General features: G+C 60.5%; 15 protein-coding genes and 3 pseudogenes. 13 read left to right on the top strand and 5 right to left on the bottom strand.

Annotation, left to right across the window (positions count from 1 at the left end):
- Nucleotides 1-139: 139 nt before the first annotated feature.
- Nucleotides 140-1,705, top strand: coding sequence for a carbohydrate porin (locus tag HBO23_RS14650; protein ID WP_017139041.1), 1,566 nt, complete (start codon nt 140-142; stop codon nt 1,703-1,705).
- 22 nt (nt 1,706-1,727) lie between these two features.
- Nucleotides 1,728-1,941 (top strand): annotated as a pseudogene (locus HBO23_RS14645) (helix-turn-helix domain-containing protein); the annotation flags it as partial.
- Nucleotides 1,942-2,331: 390 nt separating this feature from the next.
- On the opposite strand, the pseudogene HBO23_RS14640 reads toward HBO23_RS14645, so the two are convergent.
- Nucleotides 2,332-2,818, bottom strand: a pseudogene (locus tag HBO23_RS14640) (SDR family oxidoreductase); the annotation flags it as partial.
- An 11-nt stretch (nt 2,819-2,829) separates the two neighbouring features.
- Here HBO23_RS14640 and HBO23_RS14635 point away from each other — a divergent pair.
- The 5 genes and pseudogenes from HBO23_RS14635 to HBO23_RS14615 all read left to right on the top strand — a co-directional run bounded on the left by HBO23_RS14635 (nt 2,830) and on the right by HBO23_RS14615 (nt 8,559).
- Nucleotides 2,830-3,953 (top strand): annotated as a pseudogene (locus HBO23_RS14635) (IS66 family transposase).
- Nucleotides 3,954-4,022: 69 nt separating this feature from the next.
- The gene (locus HBO23_RS14630) at nt 4,023-4,430 is read left to right on the top strand and encodes a DUF3224 domain-containing protein (RefSeq protein ID WP_170038683.1); all 408 of its coding nucleotides are present in this window, start codon (nt 4,023-4,025) and stop codon (nt 4,428-4,430) included.
- 268 nt (nt 4,431-4,698) lie between these two features.
- Entirely contained in the window at nt 4,699-5,961 is a 1,263-nt protein-coding gene (locus HBO23_RS14625) for a serine hydrolase domain-containing protein (RefSeq protein ID WP_170038681.1), read from the top strand.
- 116 nt (nt 5,962-6,077) lie between these two features.
- Nucleotides 6,078-7,415 (top strand): alginate export family protein, encoded by a 1,338-nt coding sequence (locus HBO23_RS14620; RefSeq protein ID WP_170038679.1) that lies wholly within the window; start codon nt 6,078-6,080, stop codon nt 7,413-7,415.
- 40 nt (nt 7,416-7,455) lie between these two features.
- Nucleotides 7,456-8,559, top strand: coding sequence for a polyamine ABC transporter substrate-binding protein (locus HBO23_RS14615; protein ID WP_170038677.1), 1,104 nt, complete (start codon nt 7,456-7,458; stop codon nt 8,557-8,559).
- Between the two features lie 46 nt (nt 8,560-8,605).
- Here the strand turns inward: HBO23_RS14615 and HBO23_RS14610 are convergent, their stop codons facing one another.
- Together HBO23_RS14610 and HBO23_RS14605 are read right to left on the bottom strand one after the other, a co-directional pair.
- Nucleotides 8,606-9,217, bottom strand: a complete 612-nt coding sequence (locus HBO23_RS14610; RefSeq protein WP_170038675.1) for a TetR/AcrR family transcriptional regulator — start codon at nt 9,215-9,217, stop codon at nt 8,606-8,608.
- A gap of 99 nt (nt 9,218-9,316) precedes the next feature.
- Nucleotides 9,317-11,071 (bottom strand): sigma-54-dependent Fis family transcriptional regulator, encoded by a 1,755-nt coding sequence (locus HBO23_RS14605; RefSeq protein ID WP_170038673.1) that lies wholly within the window; start codon nt 11,069-11,071, stop codon nt 9,317-9,319.
- Between the two features lie 270 nt (nt 11,072-11,341).
- Between HBO23_RS14605 and HBO23_RS14600 the strand changes: the two genes are divergently transcribed.
- The 3 genes from HBO23_RS14600 to HBO23_RS14590 all read left to right on the top strand — a co-directional run bounded on the left by HBO23_RS14600 (nt 11,342) and on the right by HBO23_RS14590 (nt 14,686).
- Nucleotides 11,342-12,817, top strand: coding sequence for a benzaldehyde dehydrogenase (locus HBO23_RS14600; protein ID WP_170038671.1), 1,476 nt, complete (start codon nt 11,342-11,344; stop codon nt 12,815-12,817).
- 73 nt (nt 12,818-12,890) lie between these two features.
- Nucleotides 12,891-13,658, top strand: a complete 768-nt coding sequence (locus HBO23_RS14595) for a coniferyl-alcohol dehydrogenase (protein WP_170038669.1) — start codon at nt 12,891-12,893, stop codon at nt 13,656-13,658.
- An 80-nt stretch (nt 13,659-13,738) separates the two neighbouring features.
- Nucleotides 13,739-14,686, top strand: coding sequence for a transporter (locus HBO23_RS14590; RefSeq protein ID WP_170038667.1), 948 nt, complete (start codon nt 13,739-13,741; stop codon nt 14,684-14,686).
- Here HBO23_RS14590 and mhpT read toward each other — a convergent pair.
- Nucleotides 14,664-15,872 (bottom strand): 3-(3-hydroxy-phenyl)propionate transporter MhpT, encoded by a 1,209-nt coding sequence (gene mhpT / locus HBO23_RS14585; protein ID WP_017139053.1) that lies wholly within the window; start codon nt 15,870-15,872, stop codon nt 14,664-14,666. The genes HBO23_RS14590 and mhpT overlap by 23 nt on opposite strands.
- 306 nt (nt 15,873-16,178) lie before the next feature.
- Here mhpT and HBO23_RS14580 point away from each other — a divergent pair, with 306 nt between their 5' ends.
- Complete coding sequence (locus tag HBO23_RS14580; protein WP_170038665.1) at nt 16,179-17,504, top strand: OprD family porin; 1,326 nt, start codon at nt 16,179-16,181, stop codon at nt 17,502-17,504.
- A 5-nt stretch (nt 17,505-17,509) separates the two neighbouring features.
- Here the strand turns inward: HBO23_RS14580 and HBO23_RS14575 are convergent, their stop codons facing one another.
- Complete coding sequence (locus HBO23_RS14575; RefSeq protein ID WP_099547707.1) at nt 17,510-17,998, bottom strand: MarR family transcriptional regulator; 489 nt, start codon at nt 17,996-17,998, stop codon at nt 17,510-17,512.
- A gap of 213 nt (nt 17,999-18,211) precedes the next feature.
- Here HBO23_RS14575 and HBO23_RS14570 point away from each other — a divergent pair, with 213 nt between their 5' ends.
- Together HBO23_RS14570 and HBO23_RS14565 are read left to right on the top strand one after the other, a co-directional pair.
- Nucleotides 18,212-19,042, top strand: a complete 831-nt coding sequence (locus tag HBO23_RS14570) for a p-hydroxycinnamoyl CoA hydratase/lyase (protein ID WP_017139056.1) — start codon at nt 18,212-18,214, stop codon at nt 19,040-19,042.
- Nucleotides 19,043-19,118: 76 nt separating this feature from the next.
- Nucleotides 19,119-20,567 (top strand): aldehyde dehydrogenase, encoded by a 1,449-nt coding sequence (locus tag HBO23_RS14565; protein WP_170038663.1) that lies wholly within the window; start codon nt 19,119-19,121, stop codon nt 20,565-20,567.
- Nucleotides 20,568-20,579: the final 12 nt, after the last annotated feature.

Genomic DNA, 20,579 nt, shown 5'->3' with positions numbered 1-20,579 from the left:
GAGAAGTTAACGTTAACACGGCCAAATGTATCAGCGTATTTGCGATAAGACATCCTTTTTTCGCCAATTGGAACAACTCGCAACTCACGCAAAAAAGCCCGGTCGCGGGAGCAAACAATAAAAAAATAGGAAATCCACCATGCGGAAAGGATCAAACTGGCTACTTGCAGGTGTGCTCGGCACATCGGCGGCAACCTCTCAGGCCATGACTCTGGAAGAGCGCATGGCCGCGTTTGAAGCCCGTGCCAGCGCAGCAGAACAGCGTGCAGCCGCGGCTGAACAGCAGACCCAAGCACTTGCCAGGGAACTGCAGCAGATCAAACTCGCCACACCTCCCTTGCAGCCCGCCGCGTCTACAGCGAAAGTCATTGCGGAGCCTGCTTTGGACACCCGGGTGGCGAAACTCGAAGCCCGTCAGCAAAGCCTGGAGAAAGAGGGCAATACCGGACACCTCACGGATGGGTTCAGCTTCCACGGCTATGCCCGCTCTGGATTGCTGGTCGACGAAGGGCTTGGTGGTGGCCGTGGTGGCCCTTATACAACGCCGGCCGGCTCGGTCGGTGGCGCAGTCGGGCGACTCGGTAACGAGGACGACACCTACATGCGTATAGACCTGTCGAAAGAAATCTATGCGCAAAACGGTACCCGTTCCAAATTCACGGTCTCCATCGCCGACGGGGTGGAAAGCTCCAATGACTGGACGGCCGACGAGAGCAAACTGAACGTACGCCAGGTGTTCACCGCGCTCGACCATGTGGCGGCGTTCAAAGGGAATTCAGTGTTCGAGAACGCCACGCTGTGGGCAGGCAAGCGATTTGATAGAGATAATTTCGATATCCACTGGCTGGACTCTGACGTCGTCTACCTGGCCGGCACCGGCGGTGGCATTTACGATGTGCAGATGAACAAGAATTGGCGCTCCAATTACTCCTTGATTGGGCGTAGCTACGGGGATTTCAGTCAGGGCGGTATTAATGCCAATGTGGAAAGCTACATCCTGACCTCCAACCAGTTCTTCGAGGAGGGTCAATGGCAGTGGATGTACAACGCCATCGGCGCAAAGAAAAACGATTTCGGTACCCGCACCAATAAGGCAGGTTTGACGCCTGCGAATTCCGGCTTGCACACCATGTTGGCCAATCACCAGAAAAACTTTTTCGGCAGAGAAGGCTTCTTCAAAACCGCGCTGCTCTATGGGCAAGGCCTGGGGGCCGAGGTCAAGAACGTTGGCTCGGACGGTGAACTGATTGACGACGCCCGCGCTCTGCGTCTTGCACTTTACGGTGAGACGCCTATTGCGCCTGACTGGCGCATCGGGCCCAGTTTGCTGGCCGAACAGAGCAAGGACAGATACGTCAAGGGTGACGACTACCGCTGGCTAACCCTCAACGTGCGATTGGCTAACCAAATCAACAGCAACTTCGAGATGGCCTACGAAATGAGTTGGCAAACCATGAAGCTCGACCCCAAGGGCTATCTACAACGTAATGCGGTCGACGGTAACTTCTGGAAATTCACTGTCGCCCCGACATTCAAACTTGACGTTGGAGATCTTCTCACACGCCCCGAATTGCGAGTGTTCGCAAGCTTCATGAACTGGTCTTCGGATCTGGACAGATTCAGTACCACAGACTCCTTTGGCATGACGGACTTCCACGCTGGAGGCGTATGGCAATACGGCATACAGATGGAAACCTGGTTTTAATATTTGAACGCGTCCGGCCAACCGCCTTCAGCGCACCTGTCGGCTGTTGTCGCAAACAGAGATGTCGGCTGCAGACATCTGCTTTGAAGTTGGCTATGAAGACCTCTCTAACTTCAACAGACACTTTCGCATCGAAATGGAACAGACACCGAGCGAATATCGTCGCGGAACAGGCAATGACGTTATTCAATCGAAACGGTGCTCATCAATCCCTGCCTTTCACCAAAGCGCATTGAGTAAGTGATTACCGGTCGAAGCTGATCAGCCAGCAGTTGTCCCTACGACAAGAAAATGAGGAAATGACGATGATATTGCCTCGCGCAGTGGTATTTGGCGAAGCCCTGACTGAATCGCCCCGGGTTTCGTAGACACCTCTTTGCCTTACATTGGATTAATATCGAGCCGTGTGAGTTGCATGGGATTAATCATTAAGATGGGGGGGCCGTAACATAACGCATTTACGTCCCCCGGTAACCGGGGTAAGTTGGATTTCTTGCCTATACGGTTAAGTTATTTCAGCAAATGAATGCTTCATGAGTCTCCAGGTGGCGGCCTATTGGCCGCCCCTGATCCAAAAGTGCAGAAGTATTGAGTCTTAATAACAAGCTTGCGCAACCTATGAAGCCTCAATCTTCAATGTTGCCCATCGCTGTGGTATTGAAGCCGCCATCGACATACAGTATTTCGCCGCTAATTCCGGACGCCAGCTCCGAACACAAGAATGCGCCAGCGTTGCCAACTTCTTCGATAGTAACGTTGCGGCGCAGTGGAGTCTGCGCCTCGTTAGCCGCGAGCATCTTGCGGGCCTAGTGAGCCGGCAAGATAACGTACACTGGCTTCGAGAGAGGCTTTTGCCATGCCCATGACGTTATAGTTAGGCATGGTGCGTTCCGTGCCCAGGTAGGAAAGTGTCAAAAGGCTGCCATTACGGCCTGCCATCATTTTACGCCCTGCCTTGGCCAGCGCGACGAAGCTATAAGCGCTGATATCGTGGGCAATCCGAAAACCTTCACGGGTGGTCGATTCGGTGAAGTCGCCCTCAAGTTGGTCACTGGGGGCGAAGCCGACAGAGTGCACAATGCAGTCCAGGCTGTCCCAATGAGCGCCCAAGGCTCGCGGCGCAGTTGCTGTCCCAGGTTGATTCTCTCGGGCAGCAGGTCGACCGGATGGGCAAGAAGAACGACCGCTACCAAACCATCATCGAGCAGCTCACCCACGAAATCGCCTGGTTCAAACGTAATAAGTTTGCCAAGCGCAGTGAGCAATTGAGCCCTGCCCAAGGCTGCCTGCTCGACACCGACATCGCGGCCATCGAAGCCGAGCTGAAGGCGTTGAATCCGCCGGCCGCGCCGGCCTGGCGATCGCCCGCTCGACACTGGCGCAGTGGGTCGGCCAAACTGGCGTGCAGTTCCAACCCTTGGTCGACGCACTGCGCGAAACAGTGCTTGCTCAAGGCGTGATCCACGCTGACGAAACGCCGGTGCAGATGCTCACGCCGGGCGAGAAGAAAATCCATCGCGCTTATGTCTGGGCCGACTGCACTACGCCTTTTTCGGCGCTCCAGGCAGTGGTGTACGACTTCAGCCCAAGCCGTGCGGGCGAACATGCACGCAACTTTCTTGGCCAGTGGAATGGCAAGCTGGTTTGCGATGATTTTGCCGGCTACAAAGCCAGCTTCCAACAAGGCATCACCGAAATCGGCTGCCAGGCCCACGCCCGCCGCAAGTTTTTCGATTTGCACGCGACGAATAAAAGCCATCTGGCTGAGCGGGCGCTGCACTCAATTGGCGGGTTGTACGAAATTGAACGGCAAGCGCGGGAAATGACCGACGAAAATCGCTGGCGAATACGCCAGGAAAAAGCAGCCCCCATTATCGACGCACTGCATACCTGGATGTTGGCCCAGCGTGATCTTGTGCCCGAAGGGTCGGCTATCGCGAAAGCTCTGGATTACAGCCTCAAACGCTGGACGGCACTGACTCGATATATCGAGGACGGGGCTGTGCCCATAGATAATAACGCGGTCGAAAATCAGATAAGGCCGTGGGCACTTGGACGCTCGAACTGGTTGTTCGCGGGGTCGCTACGCAGTGGTAAGCGGGCAGCTGCGATCATGAGCTGGATTCAGTCCGCCCGCATGAATGGGCATGATCCTTATGCGTATCTGAAAGATGTGCTGACGCGCCTGCCGACGCAGCGAGCAAGTGAGATCGACCAACTGCTGCCAGAGCATTGGATCTCGGCCTGACGTTCTCAACGTGAGGGTGCTCTTGCATTAGAATGACCGCTCAACTCATATGGAACAGGATTGATCCGAATGGAAGCGCGAGCCACTTTTTCCTCCAAGAATTTCAAACCAACTGACCTGACTCTCACGCCCGAAATTACAACAGGCTTACCAGTGTCGATCAGCTCCATGGAAAAGTCCTATACAGGAGCTATCGATGGTATTTCTTCAACAGCCTTTACTGCGGCGTTCGACCAAGCGTCAAGAAGGGGCAGCTACGTCGCGATGGAGAGCTTCAAGGGTACGGTGAATGGGGTAGAGGGTTCCTTTAACTTCATTCATTCCGCCTCCACTACCGGAATTGATCGTGCAGATGAGTTTTTCTGCATAGTTGGAGGCAGTGGTACGGACGGTTTGAAAGGGATATCAGGGTCAGGAGGGATCACAATTGACACCGATGGAACGCACCATATTTGGTTGAATTACCACCTCGAATAATTTAACAAACCGTAAGGGGCACCGCCCCTGACGCACCAGGGAGGTGTCCTGGCTAGGTGCTTACCGTGGCTTTGCCGGACGCTTACCTTTGATCGACGGTAACAATCCACGCAAAGGTAATGTGTGACCACACAGGCTGCAGTTGCCCCGGGCACTGCGTGCAAGGGGATATATTTTCATGGTAAAAAGTTTTATTGACTAAAATATTATATGGGGTAATTATTTCTCTGCATCTGCTTCATGCAGAGTCATCTTCAGGGTTACCCCGATGAGTCATAAAGCCCAATTCTCCCTCGCGACTTCTTATGTCGAGGCCAATGAGTCTTCATTGGCCACTCGCGTGGCGCCGCTGCTGATGCAGGGGTTTCCCGCCGCGCCGGAACACCGGGTAACGTGGAACAACTGGATGCGCACGCCCTTCAATCAGTGGGGGTTCCGTCATCTGGCGCGACTGCGCCCCAGCATTGATGTGTCGGCGGGGCCGGGGCCTGTCGGTCAGCTCCAGGAGGCCCCGCGCGCGCTGGATCAGCTGTGTTTCGACAGTGAGAGTGGGCTGGGCATCCGTGTGATCGAGCACCTTGTCGCCAGCCAGACGGACGCCTTTTTGGTGATGCAGGGTGACACGGTGTTGTACGAGCGCTACTTCAACGGTCAGCGCGCCTGTGACCGGCACATCATGTTCTCGGTCACCAAGTCGCTGATCGGTACCTTGGGTGAACAGTTGGTGACGCGCGGCGTGCTCAAGCCCGAGCGGCCGGCCGCTTACTACGTGCCTGAACTGGCGGGCAGCGCATTTGGCGATGCGACGGTGCGCCAATTGTTCGATATGGCGGTGGGCATCGACTACAGCGAAGTGTATGACGACCCCAATTCACAAAGCTCGCAGTACGGCTATGCCTGCGGCTTTCAACCGGCACCGGCGCAGTACGCGCAGTTCGAATCGTTGTACCAGTACTTGCCATCCCTCAAGAAACGCGGCAGCCACGGGGGCTTTTTCCATTATGTGACGGCCACCACCGAAGCCTTGGCCTGGGTCATGGAGCGTGCCTCGGGCAAGGCGTGCAGTCAGATGCTGGAGGAGGTCTGGGGGCACCTGGGGTGCGACCGCGACGGCTATTTCCTGGCCGATCCCTGGGGCCGTAACGTGGCCGGGGCGGGCTTCAGCGCCACCTTGAGAGACATGGCGCGTTTCGGTCGCCTGCTGGCCAACAACGGTTGCCACGACGGCGTTGAGCTGCTGTCGCCCGAGACTGTGGCCCGTATCACGGCCGGCGCGGATCCAGCGATCTACGCGCAAAATGCTGAGTTCTCCCGCTGGACGCCCGGTGCGTCCTATCTAAGCCAGTGGTACGTGTTCAACGACCACAGCCAGGCCCTGATGGCCGGGGGTATTCACGGCCAGTACCTGTTCATCGACAAGCCGTCCGGCGTAGTGATCGTCAAGCAGTCTTCGCTTACCGATGCGGTCAGCCCATTTGATACTGACAGCGTGCGCATGCTGCGCGCGATCGCCGCCCACCTGAGCCACTGACCCACGCCAAACAATAAGAGTTTTGCGTTCTATTCACCTGGCTTGCCCAGGTGTTGGCGGCGCCCTGCGTCGCCATTGACTGCCCTGTAACAACAATAATTCCACAGGAGCTTCTTATGGTATTCAGCAAGCGTTTCTCTCGAGCGCTGTTGGCGGTCGGCTTACCCTTGACCACCCACGTCGCATTCGCGGGCTACACCTTTGAGGACGGCGATCTCAAGGGCGAAGTCAATCTCACCGCAGGCGGGGCAACGTTGTTTACCCGTGGGGTCAACTTCGGCAGCGGCCGGGTCGATGCGCGCAACGGTAAAAACGGCGGCGCCCGGATCAACTGGCAAGAGGTCTACGTAAAGCCGGGGGTCAAACTCGAGTATGTGTTGCAACCGGATTTCAGCCTGCTCGCGGGCGGTTCCCTGGTGGCGGCGAGCACCTTTGGCGATGGTGATGCGGGTGGCTTCAGCCGCAGTTCCGATGGCAAGGCCGCCGCCGAAGAACTCTATGGCGGTTTTCGCGCCGGCGAGTGGAAGCTCACCGCCGGCCGCCAGAACTACATGATCGGTACGGGGTTCATCGTCATGGATGGCAACCTCGACCAGTTCAAGGATGGCGCCTACTGGCTCGGCCCGCGAACCGCCTTCAGGGATTCGGCGATCCTCGCCTGGGATCATGGTGCGCTGAAGTCTCAGGCTTTCACCTTGCGCACCGATGATGACTTGGGCGATTTTCGCATGACCGGCGTCAACCTGGATTACAACCTCGATGACCAGGTGACGCTCGGCGCCATGGCCATGAAGGTCAATGCCCTTGGCCCCAGAGGTAGCACGCTCCCGCGCCGCCGGGACGGGATGCAGGTGTATAACCTGCGGGCGCTCAACGCCAAAGTGCCCGGCGTACAGGCGCTGACGCTGAATGCCGAGTACGCGCTGGAGCGGGGCAGCGGCGAGGGTGTCGATTACGCTGCCAGCGCCTGGTATGCCCAGGCCGACTATGCCTTCAACACCTTGCCGCTGACGCCGGTCCTTGGCTACCGCTACGCGAGCTTTTCCGGCGACGACAACCTCACCGACAACCGGCAAAAAGCCTGGGACCCACTGAGCAAAGGCTTCGTCGACTGGAGCACGTGGCTGGTCGGGGACGTGGTCGGCAATTACCTGCTGTTCAACAGCAACGAAAATGTCCAGCAGTTCTCCCTCAAGACCCACCTCAATGAAACCCTGACCCTCGGCGCGATTCACTACCAGTTCTGGCTGGATGAGAAAAACTACCTGGGCGCACCGGTCAGCGATCGGCGCTTTGCTGACGAAAGTGTGGTTTTCCTCGACTGGACACCCACGCCGTCGTTCTATACGTCGCTGTCCTACAACTGGGTCAAGCCACTGGCCGCCGCCAAACAGGTGTTTGGCGATGACCAGACGTTCAGTGCGCTGGAACTGTATTTCACCTACCGCTATTAAGTGCTGCGAGCCATCGCGGCCGCGCTGGAGTGTTTTGATCATGAACAGATTTCTGCGTAATACCGTGCTGGGCACTGTCGCCTCGTTGCTCATCAGTGGTGTTTGCCTGGCTGAAGAACGAACCGTACGGATCTACAACTGGATCGAATACCTGCCATCCGAAGTGCTGAAGAGCTTCGAGGAAGAAACCGGCATTCGGCCTATTTATGATGTGTTCGACAGTGCCGAAACCATGGAGTCCAAACTCTTGACGGGCAACTCCGGGTACGACGTGGTGTTCCCCGGCACCGCTAACCTGGGGCACTTGATCACGGCCGGTGCCGTGCAACCGCTGGACCGCAAGCAGTTGCCCAACTGGCAGCACCTGGACCCGCAGTTCATGCAGTCCCTGGAAGCCGTGGGTGACACCGGCAACCGCTACGCCGCGCCTTACCTGTGGGGCACCACATTGATCGGCTACAACGTCGACAAGGTGCGCAAAGCCCTCGGCCCCGACGTGCAAATGAACAGCTGGGACATCATCTTCAAGGAAGAAAACCTCGCCAAACTCGCCAGTTGTGGCGTGGGTTTTCTCGACGCCGGCAACGAGATCCTGCCGATTGCCTTGCACTACAAGGGCCTCGACCCCAATAGCCAGAAGCGTGAGGACTATGTGCAAGCCCAGGCGGTGATGATGAAGATTCGCCCTTACGTGACTTACTTCAACTCGTCGCGCTACGGCATGGACCTGGCCAACGGTGATATCTGTGTGGGCGTGGGCTGGTCCGGCGGCGTCGCACTGGCCATGCGCCTGGCAGATGCCGCCGGCAAGGGCGTCAAGGTCCAGATGGCACTGCCCAAGGAAGGCGCGCCGATGTGGTCGGACGTGATGATGATCCCGGCCAAGGCCCCTGATCTGGCGGAGGCCCATGCGTTCATCAATTACATCCTGCGCCCGGACGTGATTGCGCGCATCAGCAACAAGATCGGCTACCCCAACCCGAACAGGGACGCTACCGCGCTGGTGGACGCCAGCATCCGCAACGACCCCAACATGTATGTGCCGGACGAAGCGCGCAAGACCCTGTTTGCCCTGGAGCCGATTCCGGCCGCCGTGGAGCGCATCCGTACCCGCACCTGGACCGCCATCAAGAGCAACCGATGATCTGTGTGACCCGGTGCGTGCGCGCCGGGCTCGACTCAGGAGGCAATCAGGCCTGCATGCCGTAAAACACCAGCTCGGTGATACGCCTGACCTGCAGGGAGTGCGCGTCGATATCCGGGTGTTCCTGGTTTACCAGCCTGAACAATTGCAGGTGCGAATAGTCGTTCAACAGGAACGCGGCCAATTCCACATCGAGTTGCGCGCGCAGCTTGCCGGCCCGTTGCAGTTCCCGCAGCAGTTCGCTGATTTCGGCCCTGAGCGCATCGTTCATGGCCCGGTAGCCTTCGGGCAGTCCATTGCTGCCGCCGAACAGGATCAGCGGCAGCAGTTCACGCCACAGGCTGGGGTGCATGACCTCCAGGGCATAGCCCGTGAGCAGGCGTTCCAGGTGGCAGAGCGCTTCGACCGGGTCGTCTATTTGGTGGATCAGGCTGCGGGTGTCGGTGATCGCGCGTTGATCGGCGTGGTGCAGGATCTCCAGGATGATTTCCTGCTTGTTGCCGAAGTACTTGAACACCGTCGGCGGCGACACTCCGGCCTGGCTGGCGATCTGTTCGATGGTGGTGTTCTGGAAACCCTGGCGCTCAAACAGTTCGACCGCAGCTTCACTGATAGCTTGCCGGCGCTCGGCTTTCTGACGTTCACGCAGTCCACTCACAGGAGATCCTTGTCACGAATAATAAAGAGGGGCGCGTGTCGGCCCCATACCCCTGCAAAATACTTAATTGGGTAAAGCTTTTAAAGCACTAATTGCCATTCAAGGAGTTTGCCGCCGGTGCTTCTTCATACGGTAAGCAAATTGAGCACGGCTGAGCCCCACGAGCCTGGCGGCCGCGGCCAGGTTGCCGGCGCTTTGTTGCAATGCTTCAGTGATCAGGCGCGATTCAAGGCCTTCAATGGAAACCCCCTGGTCCAACGGGTCGAGGGTATCCAGCAGCGTCGAGCGAGGCGCCTGCGCGGTATTTGACAGGCTGCCTTGGTCGTCGAGGCCATAGGGCTCGGCGGGCATCGGTTCGTTGCGAAACAGATGCACCAGGTCAATGGCCTGGCCTTCGTCGCTGGCGATCAGGCCGCGTTCGATGAGGTTTTGCAGCTCGCGCACATTGCCCGCGAAGTCGTAGCGCAGCAACGTCTTCAGGGCGCGCATGGTCAGGCCTGCCGGGGTCCGGGCGTAGTCCTGGCAGAAGCGCGTCAGGAACGCATTGATCAGTAGCGGGATGTCGTCCCTACGTTCACGCAGCGGGGGCAGGGCGATGGGGTAAACGTTCAGCCGGTAGAACAGGTCTTCGCGAAAGCTTCCGTCTGCCACGGCTTTACGCAGGTCGATATTGGTGGCGGCCACCACGCGCACATCCACCTTGATCCCGCGCACCCCGCCGACCCGTTCGATTTCCCGTTCCTGCAAGGCTCGCAGCAACTTGCTTTGCCCGGGCAGGCTGAGGCTGGTGATTTCATCCAGGAACAGGGTGCCACCCTGGGCCCGTTCGAATCGCCCGGGGCGCGAGTGCGTAGCGCCGGTATAGGCGCCGCGTTCGACACCAAAGAGTTCGGCCTCCACCAGGTTATCCGGGATGGCGGCGCAATTGAGTGCCACAAACGGGCTGTCATGGCGACGACTGAGCTGGTGCAGCTGGCGCGCAAACATCTCTTTGCCCACACCGGACTCACCGCTGATCAGCACCGTCGCGGGCGTCAGTGCAACCCTTTGCAGCGCTTGCATCGCCGCGTTGAACGCGGCACTGGCGCCTACCAACGGTTGCGGCTGGCGGGTTCCGCCACTGCTGCCCACGGGGCCTGCGAGCGTGGGGGTGGCAGGGCCAGTGACGGCCTGGGACACATTCAGGTAGCGCAGGTCCTGTTCGATATCACCCCATTGCTCGGCCGTCTTGCCAATCACGCGGCAACGGCGATGGCCCATGCCACGGCATTCCACTTCGCGGAAAATCACCATTTGCCCGAAGAGGCCACTGACGAAGCCGATGGCGTAGCCGGTTTCGGTCCAGCACACCGGGTCCTGGCCGATGCCGTAGGCCCCTATATGTTCATCGGCTTCGCACGAGTGGTGCCAGAGAAATTCCCCTTCATAGAACCCCGAGTCGGCATCGAACTTGAAGTGCAGCGGTTCGACCTTGGTCATGCCTTCCAGGGTGTGCAGGTGTGTCCCGGCGCGAAACACCGCGGCGGCATCGGCCTGTGGCCAGCGCTCGCGGATCAAGCGCGCATCCCGTGCGCCGGAGGCATAACCGGTGCGGGTGAACAGGCCCCGGGCCTGGTCCAGTCCCAGGCGCTCGATGACCTCGGCGCGCAGGGCGCCGAACGACGAACTGTGCAGCAACAACATGCGTTGATCGTTGAGCCAGATGCGCCCGTCTTCAGGGGAAAAGAACAGGCAGTCGGCCAGTTCCGCAGTGGTGGGCGAGCTGCTGTCACTGAGTTGGCGACTGTCGCCTCGCGGAGGGTAGGGCGCGCTGGCCACCCGGTCGTCGGGCAGCGCGCTGTGGGGATTAGTCATTGTTATGCCCCTGCAAAGCGAGTGATCGATATGAGCAACTGCTCAGATAGTTATAAAACATAACCTTATCAATTGAACAAGTGGCTGAGCCCGGGTTTTTTGCGGGTCAACGCCCCAGGCGTGTGAGCGTTGCGCGGCAGGCCTCGACCCAGAGCCCTCGCCGGTTTATGTGCGCGCCGTTGCGTGCAAGCGGCACAGCCTTTGCTCAAGACTGGATGCGGCGTTTGCACCCTGTGCAGACGATGACAATTACAAGAACCGGAGTTGCCAATGCCAGTGTCTGAAACCACCCCCTTTCTACAGCGGGCCATCGCGTCCGAATGCCTGTTCAACGGCGACTGGATTCCCGTGTCGGGATCTGTGATTGACGTGATTGAACCCGCCACCGGCGAACCCCTGATGCGCTGCGCCATGGCCAACGCGGCCGACATCGCCATCGCCTGCCGCAGTGCGGCCCTGGCGCAGCCGGCCTGGGCTGCGTTGGGCCCACGGGAGCGCGCCGAGGTGTTTCGCAAGGCGGCGGACCTGGCCCAGCGGTCCTTCGCCGAGCTGGCGCTGTACGTCGCCCGGGAAACCGGGGGCGCGTTGTTCAAGGGCGAGCACGAAGTGCGTGAAGCGATTGTGCTGCTGCATCAGGCGGCGGGGCTGTTGTCCCAACCTCACGGGGTGGTGCTGCCCAGTGCAGCCGGCCGACTGTCCTATGCACGGCGCCAGCCCCACGGCGTGGTCGGGGTGATTTCACCGTTCAACTTCCCGCTGGTGCTGTCACTTCGCTCAGTGGCCCCGGCGCTGGCGGCAGGCAATGCAGTGGTGCTCAAGCCTGACCCGCAGACCCCGGTCAGCGGGGGTTTTCTCATTGCCCGGCTGTTTGAAGAGGCGGGCTTGCCCAAGGGCCTGCTGCAGGTGATGCCCGGCGCGGCGCCGGCGGGGGAAGCGCTGTGCCGCGATCCGAATGTGCGGATGATTGCGTTCACCGGTTCGACGGCGGCGGGGCGCAAAGTCGCTGAAGTGGCCGGGCGACACCTGAAAAAGGTTGCGCTGGAGCTGGGCGGGAAAAACCCGCTGATCATTCTTGAAGACGCCGACCTCGACCTGGCCGCAAGCAATGCAGCCTGGGGCGCCTGGCTGCATCAGGGGCAAATCTGCATGGCGACCGGGCTGATTCTCGTGCATCAATCCATCGCCGAACGCCTCACCCGCAAGCTGGTGGACAAGGCCCGGACACTCACGGTGGGCAATGCCGCCCGGGGTGAAGCGGCGCTCGGCCCGTTGATCAACCAACGGCAATTGCTGCGCGTGCACGAGATCGTCAGTGACAGCCTGCAGGCCGGCGCACGGCTCGAGGCGGGCGGCGACTATGACCGGTTGTTCTACCAGCCCACCGTACTCAGTGGCGTACGTCCGGGCATGCGCGCCTTTGAGGAAGAGCTGTTCGGCCCGGTGGCCACGGTGGTCAGCTTTACCACCGACGAGGAAGCGATCGAACTGGCCAACCGCACGGAGTACGGCCTCTCGGCCGCCATCATCTCGCCGTCGGTTGGGCGCGCCATGGCCATCGGTGAGCGGCTGGACTGCGGCCTGCTGCACATCAACGACCAGACCGTGGCCGACGAATGCATCAACCCGTTCGGCGGGCGCGGTGCTTCCGGCAACGGCGGCAGCGTCGGCGGGCCGGCCGACTGGGACGAGTACAGCCAGTGGCAGTGGGTCACGCTGAAAAATACGCCGCCTGTCTATCCATTCTGAGCCATAGCCGTTCTGGGCGCTGGCTCATCGCTTTGTTACCCCCGTGCCTATACAAAAATAAGAGGGCTTGAACATGAACCTGAACAACAAAACCCTGATCGTCACCGGCGTCGCTTCCGGCATTGGCGCCGAGCTGGCGCGGCTCGCGCGTTTCCAGGGGGCCACGGTGATCGGTGTGGATCGCCATGAACCGCAACTGACCCTGGATGGCTTCTTCCAGGCTGACCTGGGTGACCCTGCCAGCATTGATGCGCTGGTGGCGCGCCTGCCCGCGCGGGTCCACGGGCTGTGCAACATCGCTGGTGTGCCCGGTACGGCGCCCGTGCACGCGGTGGCCACGGTCAATTACCTGGGGCTGCGGCACCTGACTCAATCGCTGCTGCCACGCATGCCGGCGGGCGGCAGCATCGTCAATGTCGCCTCGGTGCTTGGCGCGCAATGGCCGCAACGGCTGGAGCTGCACAAGGCGCTGGCCGCGATACCCAGCTTCGAGGCCGGGCAGCAGTGGCTGGCGGCCAATCCGGTGGAGCAGGGCAGCTGTTATCAATACTTCAAGGAGGCGCTGATCGTGTGGAGCTTCCAACAATCCCAGGGCTGGTTTCGCGATCACTCGGTGCGTATCAACTGCGTGGCGCCGGGGCCGGTGTTTACCCCGATTCTCGGCGATTTCGTCAGCATGCTCGGGCCGCAGCGGGTGGCCGAGGACAGCCAGCGCATGACCCGTCCAGCCCTGGCCGATGAGGTGGCGGCGGTGATTGCCTTCCTCTGCTCGGATGCTGCGCGCTGGGTCAACGGGGTCAATCTACCGGTGGATGGCGGTTTGGCCGCCACCTACGTGTAGGCCCTGCCACAGCAATAAATCCCGGTGCGGCCCCTCGTGCCGGGAGTCTTGAACAACAACAAAAATACAGGACATACAAGATGCTCAAGCCTATCTTGCGGACGGTTGCGGCCACGACATTTGTCGCACTGACATCGACTGCACATGCTTACGACCTGCCCGGACTCAACCTCGGCACCACCAGTTTCTACGACGGCTCGCCAGCGCCGGCCGGCCCTGGCTGGTACCTGGAGGAGTACCTGACCTACTCGCGGGCCAGCCGTTTCAATGATGCCCACGGCAACAAGCTGGCGCTGCCCAAGCAGGACCTGGAAGTGGTGGCGCCCACCACGCAGATCATCTACGTCGGCCAACCCCTGGTCAATGGCGCGATGCCCGGCTTCACCCTGATCAACACTTCCTTGGCCCGGGTGAATGTCGACGATGGGTTGAACAATGCGGCGCTGAGTTCCCGTGCTGGCGTCGGTGACCTGACGGTCGGTGCCTTCCTGCAACTGCCAACCCTGAATCGCGCTGATGGCAGCCCGCTGTTGACCCAGCGTGTCGAGGCTGATGTTTCGATCCCGGTGGGGGCCTATGACCGCCATCGCTCGATCAACCCCGGCAGCAACTTCTGGTCATTCAACCCGTATTACGCGGCGACGTACTGGTTGAGCCCGACATGGTCGGCGAGCGGGCGTTTCATGTACCTGTGGAATGGCAAGAATGATGATCCGCAGGCTGGCTTCGGGGATGTTTCCGATACCCAGGCCGGCCAGGCATTGCATGCCAACCTGACGCTGCAATATGCCTTGAGCCAGCAACTGAGCGTGGGGGTGAACGGCTATTGGTTGAAGCAGATCACCGACACCCAGGTCGCTGGGCACGCCGTGAGCGGGCGCCGGGAAAAGGTCTGGGCCATTGGCCCAGGCCTGGTCTATGCGTTCAGCAAGGAGGAGGTGCTATCGGTAAACGCCTACTTTGAACAGCAGGCGCAGAACCGCACCGAGGGCAACAAACTGGTGCTCAACTGGCTGCATAAGTTCTAGTAGGCGCGGTACGCACCATCACGCTGATGATGGTCAGTGCGGCAATCACCACCCCGGGGGACGTCGCCAGCAGTACCCCCGCGGTGCCGGCGCCGGCAGCGAGGAGTTGCCCGGCCGCCAGCGGCCCGGCCACCGAACCCAGGCGGCCCACTGCCACGGCGGCCCCGACGCCGGTGGCACGCACCGAGGTGGGATACGAGGGCGGTGCCGAGGCGTACAGCACCAACTGCGCAGCCATCACGAACAAACCGGCGGCAAAGCCGGCAATGGCCATGGGTACGATGCCCACTGACAGCCCGACCCCGGCCAGGGCCGCCAGCAGCCCGGCGTACACCGACAGCACCACTTTGAGGGCATTACAGCGGTCCAGCAGCACGCCGCCGAGCAGCGACCCCAGGGCGCCGCCGATATTGAAGAGCATCTGCACCATGCCCGCCTGGGGTTTGCTGAAACCCTGTTCCAGCAACAGCGACGGCAGCCAGTTAAGCAGCATGTACATCACGGTCAGGGTGAAGAAGTAGCTGAGCCACAAGGCCAGCGTGGTGCGCGCGCGACCGTCGCCGAACAGCGCCTGGCCGGTGGAGGGGCGGGCGCCGTGGGTGTTGTCGAGCTGTTGGCGAAAGGCACTGGATTCAGGCAGCAGCAGGATCATCAGCGGCACGGCCAGCAAGGGCGCCAGGCCGCCGATAATAAACGTGGTCTGCCAGTGCTCACTGGAAAACATCGCCACCACCGCGGCCAATGCTCCCCCCAGCGGCACCCCGCAGTACATCACGCTGATGGCCGTGCCACGGTTGCGTTCGCTCACCGCTTCGGCGCACAGCGCGATCAGGTTGGGCAACGCGGCGCCCAGCCCCAGGCCGGTGAGAAAGCGCACCAGCAACAAGCTTGAGTAGCTCTCGACAAATGCGGTGCTCAGTGAAAACAACCCGAACAGCAGCACGGCGCTGACCAGGATTTTCTTGCGCCCGATCCGGTCGGCAACCCAGCCCCCGAAGAACGCCCCCGGCAGCAGGCCGATGATGCCGACGCTGAACACCCAGCCGAGCATCTTCGGATCCAGGGCGAAGGTTTGACGTAACCCAGCGGCGGCGGTGCCGGCGGCTTGCAGGTCGAACCCTTCGATCAGCGCAACGATAAAGCACAACGCAATAGTCAGCGTCGAACGACGCGATGGACTGTCCATGGCAAACCTCATTGTTGTTTTTGTTGTGGTGGCGAGCTTGAGTGGCTGCTAAGGATTAAGATAACAAATATAACTAAAAAATGAATCGTGGAATAAAATCAGTAAAAAAACGGAATAAAGTCATTAAATTCAATTGATTGAGATATTTGTTTGTTCATGGATAAAAAATAGATAGCTTTATTAATGTTCGATTATCGGTCAGTTACGGTTGACGAGTACCGTCGGCTGTTTCCATTCTTGGTTTGCGAGGCTCACAGGGCCGCGCGTGCGCCAACCCAATAACAACAACAAAAATGGACATCGAAAATGCCAGAACTCCCTATGGAGGACGCCGTTGCAGCGGCGTCCGTCTCCTGTGTGTCGAACAACACTCCACGCCGGCTGATGGCATTGTTGGCCTTGAGCGTGCTGCCCGGTTCGCTGTGGGCTGCAGGCTTTATCGACGACAGCCACGGCACCCTGACCTTGCGCAATTACTACCTGGACCGCGACTACAAGGATGACGGTGCGAAGACCGCCGCACGGGAATGGGCCCAGGCGTTCATCCTCAACCTGGAATCGGGTTACACCCCTGGCCCGGTCGGCTTTGGCCTGGATGTACGCGGGTTGATGGGGGTCAAGCTCGACTCTTCGCCGGACCGCAGCGGTACCGAGTTGTTGCCGGTGTCGGCCAGCGACAAGCGCGCCGCCGACGACTACTCGCGCCTGGCCCCAACCGCCAAACTGCGGTTCGCCCAAACCACGATCAAGGCCGGCGATGTGTCGATCTTCCTGCCGTTTGCCTTTGCCAGTCCGTCGCGGCTGCTGCCGCAAACGTTTCGCGGCACCACGTTGAGTTCCAAGGACATCGATGGCCTGACCCTCAACACGGGCTATATCGACCGCATCAACAAGCGCGACTCCACCGACTACCAGGCCATGACCATCGCCTCACCCAACCGGCGCTTCAACGCCACCGCCACCACCTCGCACCTGGCTTATGTGGGCGGTGATTACCAGGTCAACAAAGACCTCAGCCTGCGGGTCTATCACTCGCAGATCGCGGACCTCTATCAGCAGGACACTCTGGCGCTGCTGCACAACCTGCCGGTGGGTGATGGCGTGCTCACCAGCGACCTGCGCAGTTTTTTCAGCCGTGAGGATGGCAGTGCCAAGGCGGGCAAGGTGGATAACCGCAACCTCTCGGCGTTGTTTGGCTACCGCCTGGGCGGCCATCGCGTCAGCCTTGGCTACATGCACTCAAGCGGGGAGACGGCCACGCCCTATATCTCGGGAACGGAGTTGATGGGCATGAGCGAACTGACCATGAGTTCGGACTTTCTCAACGCCAAGGAGCGCACCTGGCAAGCCATCTACGACTATGACTTCGCGGCATCGGGTGTGCCGGGGTTGAAGACTCGGCTGCGCTATGTGCGTGGCGACCACATCGAACTGGCCGCTTTGAACGCCGAGGATCGCAAGGAGCGCGAGTTCCAGATGGAACTGGGGTATGTGATTCAGAGCGGCCCGCTGAAGAACGTCGGGTTCATGGCGCGCAAGTCGATATACCGCAATGACTTCCCGAGCGGCGCGGCCTTTCGCGATGAAAACCAGACCCGTTTCCTGGTGCTCTACACCGTGGCGCTCTGGTAGGCCGATTAGTCCTGATAGACCTTCTTCAGCAAGCGCAGCAGCTCTTCACGTTCCTGGCCGTCAAGGGCGGCGGTGGCGTCGAGGTCACTCTGGGCGGCGATCGCCTTGAGTTCCTTGAGCAGGGTTTCGCCGCTCTTGCTGAGGAAGATCCCGTAGGAGCGCTTGTCCGGTTTGCAGCGTACCCGCACGGCCAGAGCGCGGCTTTCCAGCTTGTTCAGCAATGGCACCACCTGGGGCGGCTCGATGGCCAGGGCGCGAGCCAGGTCGGCCTGCATCAGCCCGGGGTGCTGCTCGATGATCGCCAGGGCCGAGAACTGCGCCGGGCGCAGGTCGTGGTCCGATAACCGGCCGATCAGGTTCTGGAACAGCTTGAGCTGGGCGCGGCGCATGGCGTAACCGATCAGATCGTCCAGGGCTGAATCCAGCGGCGGCCGTACCTCGTCGTTGTCGGGCAGGGCCTGGCTGGCGGTGGCGATGGTGGAAGGCTTGGCCATTGGCAGTGCAATCCTCAGAAGGTGCAGGTTAATAAGAGTATCTAGTTTGCCGGTGTTGGCGCGCTATGGCTATGCCGGGTTTTGAAAGCGCCTGCACCGCGCGGGTTTTAAGCAGGAAAAATATTGGTTATTCAGATTAATAGTTAATTGACATAACTATATTTGCGGTTTAATTTCGAATCATCTTCACACCCAGAACAAGAGCGTACCGCCATGAGCAATTACGAAGGCCGTTGGACCACAGTCAAGGTTGAGATCGAAGAAGGCATCGCCTGGGTCATTCTCAATCGTCCGGAAAAACGCAACGCCATGAGCCCGACCCTGAACCGGGAAATGATCGACGTCCTGGAAACCCTCGAGCAGGATCCTGCCGCCGGCGTGCTGGTCCTCACCGGTGCGGGCGAAGCCTGGACGGCGGGCATGGACCTCAAGGAATACTTCCGCGAAGTGGATGCCGGCCCGGAAATCCTCCAGGAAAAAATCCGCCGCGAAGCCTCGCAATGGCAATGGAAACTGCTGCGCATGTACGCCAAGCCGACCATCGCCATGGTCAATGGCTGGTGCTTCGGCGGTGGCTTCAGCCCGCTGGTGGCGTGCGACCTGGCGATCTGCGCCGACGAAGCGACCTTCGGCCTCTCGGAAATCAACTGGGGCATCCCGCCGGGCAACCTGGTGAGCAAGGCCATGGCCGACACCGTGGGCCATCGTCAATCGCTGTACTACATCATGACCGGCAAGACCTTTGGCGGGCAGAAAGCTGCGCAAATGGGCCTGGTCAACGAAAGCGTGCCCCTGGCTCAACTGCGCGAAGTGACCATCGAACTGGCGCGCAACCTGCTGGAGAAAAACCCGGTGGTGCTGCGTGCCGCCAAGCATGGCTTCAAGCGCTGCCGTGAACTGACCTGGGAGCAGAACGAGGATTACCTCTACGCCAAGCTCGATCAGTCGCGCCTGCTCGACACCGAAGGCGGTCGCGAGCAGGGCATGAAACAGTTCCTCGACGACAAGAGCATCAAGCCTGGCTTGCAGGCCTATAAACGCTGAAGGGCGCGGCCGCCTGGCCGCGCCGTTGTACCCTGCTTGAACGTATTCCCGATAAAGACAATAAAGAGGAATCACCATGCTGGACGTGCCCCTGTTGATCGGCGGCCAGTCGTGCCCCGCCCGTGACGGTCGAACCTTCGAACGTCGCAACCCAGTGACCGGTGAAGTGGTCTCGCGGGTGGCTGCGGCGACCCTGGAAGATGCCGACGCCGCGGTCGCCGCCGCCCACGCCGCGTTCCCCGCGTGGGCGGCGCTGGCGCCCAACGAACGCCGCACCCGCTTGCTCAACGCTGCCGAGCAATTGCAGGCGCGCAGCAGCGAATTCATCGCCGCCGCCGGCGAGACCGGCGCCATGGCGAACTGGTATGGCTTCAACGTGCGTCTGGCGGCCAATATGCTGCGCGAAGCGGCGTCGATGACCACCCAGATTACGGGGGAAGTGATCCCCTCCGATGTTCCCGGCAGTTTCGCCATGGCCTTGCGCCAGCCTTGCGGTGTGGTGCTGGGCATCGCGCCGTGGAACGCTCCGGTGATCCTCGCCACGCGCGCCATCGCCATGCCGCTGGCCTGCGGAAACACCGTGGTGCTCAAGGCCTCGGAGCTGAGCCCGGCAGTGCACCGCCTGATCGGCCAGGTATTGCAGGACGCCGGCCTGGGCGATGGCGTGGTCAACGTCATCAGCAATGCCCCGGCGGATGCCGCCGCGATTGTCGAGCGATTGATCGCCAACCCGGCCGTGCGGCGGGTCAACTTCACCGGCTCGACCCATGTCGGGCGGATTGTCGGCGAGCTCTCGGCGCGTCACCTCAAGCCGGCGTTGCTGGAGTTGGGTGGCAAGGCGCCGTTGCTGGTGCTCGACGATGCCGATCTTGACTCGGCTGTGGCGGCGGCGGCCTTTGGCGCCTATTTCAACCAGGGCCAGATTTGCATGTCCACCGAACGCCTGATTGTCGATGCCAGGGTCGCCGATGCGTTCACCGCCAAGCTGGCGGCCAAGGTCGCGACCCTGCGTGCGGGTGACCCTACTGCGGCGGATTCGGTACTCGGTTCCCTGGTGGACGCCAGCGCCGGCACACGCATTAAGGCCCTGATCGACGACGCCCTGGCCAAGGGCGCGCGGCTGGTGATAGGCGGCCAGCTCGAGGGCAGCATCCTGCAGCCGACCCTGATCGATGGCGTCACCGAACAGATGCGCTTGTACCGCGAAGAGTCCTTTGGCCCGGTGGCCGTCCTGCTGCGTGGTGAGGGTGATGAAGCCTTGTTGCGCCTGGCCAACGATTCCGAGTTCGGCTTGTCGGCGGCGATCTTCAGTCGCGACACCGGGCGCGCGCTGGCACTGGCGCAGCGGGTCGAGTCGGGTATTTGCCATATCAACGGCCCGACCGTGCATGACGAAGCGCAGATGCCGTTTGGTGGGGTCAAGTCCAGTGGGTACGGCAGCTTTGGTGGCAAGGCGTCCATTGAGCACTTCACGCAATTGCGCTGGGTGACCTTGCAGAACGGGCCACGGCATTACCCGATCTGAGCAGTTGCTGCG

The sequence above is a fragment of the Pseudomonas sp. WS 5532 genome, from assembly GCF_012985445.1.
Classification (GTDB): Bacteria; Pseudomonadota; Gammaproteobacteria; order Pseudomonadales; family Pseudomonadaceae; genus Aquipseudomonas; species Aquipseudomonas edaphica.
Note: the sequence above shows the minus strand (reverse complement) of the source record. Positions and strands in the feature narration are given on the sequence as shown.

Bases quoted from the DNA above. Each gene is read 5' to 3' on its own strand.
- HBO23_RS14650 (WP_017139041.1), top strand. From the start codon at position 140: ATGCGGAAAGGATCAAACTGGCTACTTGCAGGTGTGCTCGGCACATCG.
- HBO23_RS14630 (WP_170038683.1), top strand. From the start codon at position 4,023: ATGGAAGCGCGAGCCACTTTTTCCTCCAAGAATTTCAAACCAACTGAC.
- HBO23_RS14625 (WP_170038681.1), top strand. From the start codon at position 4,699: ATGAGTCATAAAGCCCAATTCTCCCTCGCGACTTCTTATGTCGAGGCC.
- HBO23_RS14620 (WP_170038679.1), top strand. From the start codon at position 6,078: ATGGTATTCAGCAAGCGTTTCTCTCGAGCGCTGTTGGCGGTCGGCTTA.
- HBO23_RS14615 (WP_170038677.1), top strand. From the start codon at position 7,456: ATGAACAGATTTCTGCGTAATACCGTGCTGGGCACTGTCGCCTCGTTG.
- HBO23_RS14605 (WP_170038673.1), bottom strand. From the start codon at position 11,071: ATGACTAATCCCCACAGCGCGCTGCCCGACGACCGGGTGGCCAGCGCG.
- HBO23_RS14600 (WP_170038671.1), top strand. From the start codon at position 11,342: ATGCCAGTGTCTGAAACCACCCCCTTTCTACAGCGGGCCATCGCGTCC.
- HBO23_RS14595 (WP_170038669.1), top strand. From the start codon at position 12,891: ATGAACCTGAACAACAAAACCCTGATCGTCACCGGCGTCGCTTCCGGC.
- HBO23_RS14590 (WP_170038667.1), top strand. From the start codon at position 13,739: ATGCTCAAGCCTATCTTGCGGACGGTTGCGGCCACGACATTTGTCGCA.
- mhpT (WP_017139053.1), bottom strand. From the start codon at position 15,872: ATGGACAGTCCATCGCGTCGTTCGACGCTGACTATTGCGTTGTGCTTT.
- HBO23_RS14580 (WP_170038665.1), top strand. From the start codon at position 16,179: ATGCCAGAACTCCCTATGGAGGACGCCGTTGCAGCGGCGTCCGTCTCC.
- HBO23_RS14575 (WP_099547707.1), bottom strand. From the start codon at position 17,998: ATGGCCAAGCCTTCCACCATCGCCACCGCCAGCCAGGCCCTGCCCGAC.
- HBO23_RS14570 (WP_017139056.1), top strand. From the start codon at position 18,212: ATGAGCAATTACGAAGGCCGTTGGACCACAGTCAAGGTTGAGATCGAA.
- HBO23_RS14565 (WP_170038663.1), top strand. From the start codon at position 19,119: ATGCTGGACGTGCCCCTGTTGATCGGCGGCCAGTCGTGCCCCGCCCGT.